This window comes from Candidatus Thiosymbion oneisti (assembly GCF_004359955.1).
Lineage (GTDB): Bacteria > Pseudomonadota > Gammaproteobacteria > Chromatiales > Chromatiaceae > Thiosymbion > Thiosymbion oneisti.
Window position 1 is genome coordinate 1 of sequence record NZ_SMSC01000086.1, and the last position, 1,318, is coordinate 1,318.

Annotated in this window: 2 protein-coding genes; one reads left to right on the plus strand and one right to left on the minus strand. The window is 52.0% G+C overall.

Annotated elements, in window-relative coordinates; translation table 11 throughout:
- Positions 1 to 100: 100 nt before the first annotated feature.
- Positions 101 to 481, minus strand: a complete 381-nt coding sequence (locus E1958_RS19500) for a clan AA aspartic protease (RefSeq protein WP_133511484.1) — start codon at positions 479 to 481, stop codon at positions 101 to 103.
- Positions 482 to 610: 129 nt separating this feature from the next.
- Here E1958_RS19500 and E1958_RS19505 point away from each other — a divergent pair, with 129 nt between their 5' ends.
- Positions 611 to 931 (plus strand): hypothetical protein, encoded by a 321-nt coding sequence (locus E1958_RS19505; protein WP_133513353.1) that lies wholly within the window; start codon positions 611 to 613, stop codon positions 929 to 931.
- Positions 932 to 1,318: the final 387 nt, after the last annotated feature.

The following is a 1,318-nucleotide window of genomic DNA, read 5'->3' on the forward strand; positions in this document are numbered from 1 at the left end:
ATGCCAGTAGAAAATCAATAGGTTAGTTTTTAGACAGCCTCTTAGGCACTTTTTCGCTGCGACTTGATATCGGCGATTATGTCTTTCGCGGATAGGCAAGTCATTTAACAAGTGCATGAGGAAAATTCGGGCTTTCTGGATTAACCACTAGTTTTCCATGGCTTGGAGATATAATCAAATCCATATCCTCCATTGGAACAGCACCCAACAGTACCTCATCTCCCATAACTAATGCACCTACGAAACAATTACGATTTTCAAAAATAACCTCTATGGGGCCAACATAAGATACCTTGTGACGACTCCCATCAGCAGTTGTCACTTCACGTTTTCTATTTTCTTCCAGCTCCAATTGGAGAGCCACATGCTCAGGTATACAAAGCATCAGCGCCCCTGTATCGACCATTGCCTTTGTTACCAAAGACTTTAATTGTGGAAGCCGTGGGTTTTTCAACTCAATTTCCGCATGAACGTATCCCATAAGATTTCCCCTAATTCGTTACCAACTATGAAGCCCGGTTCAGCCGACGCCATGCGTGACCGGGGCCACCTTCGTTGAAGACTGCACGGAACTTGAATAGACGCGCCGGCTGAACTACACAATGCCCAAATGACCTTTCCCGCAGGCTACTACCTCCTCTGCTTGCACCGCATCGCCAACACTCACAACTTCTGGCGGCTGGAACGACAGCGGAGCAATGGTCCGGTGGAGCGCCTCGTTATGGATTCCGGACTGCTTTGGAGTGCGCCGGCAAAGCGGCGCGACCGCATCGAACCTCAGCCACGGGGGATACCAGCGGCGTTGGCCGGGAATCCGGGCCCTTCGGTTCCACCCGCGCCGCGGCGACGGCGCTTTCCCCTGGCCGCATCACCTTTGTTGGGGACGGATGCGTGGTCCAATCCAAAGCGGCGGCAGGATCGTGCCACTTGACCGACCCCCGGCTTATGCTTAGGGCTGTAGGTTCCGGTAAGCATCGGGGTAAGGTTGCCGCCGCACTCCAAAACGTCCGCTGGAACCCTGCTATGATCGTTAGCAGTCCGGAATCCATAAAGAGCCAACGCAAGGACGCCAAGAAAGAACAAAGAAACTTTGCGTCTTGGCGCCATTGCGTCCTGGCGTTAAATGGGCCGGAAAGTGAGCGGCCAAGCATAAAATTTTCAAACTGAGCCACTGCCCGATTTTCGGACCCCTGATCAGCAGTCAGCCCGGTCGTGATATGCAGTCAGCCCGGTCGTGATATGCAGTCAGCCCGGTCGTGATATAAAGAGGCTTAGAGGCTGTCTAAAAACTAACCTATTGATTTTAAATCGGTAGGCT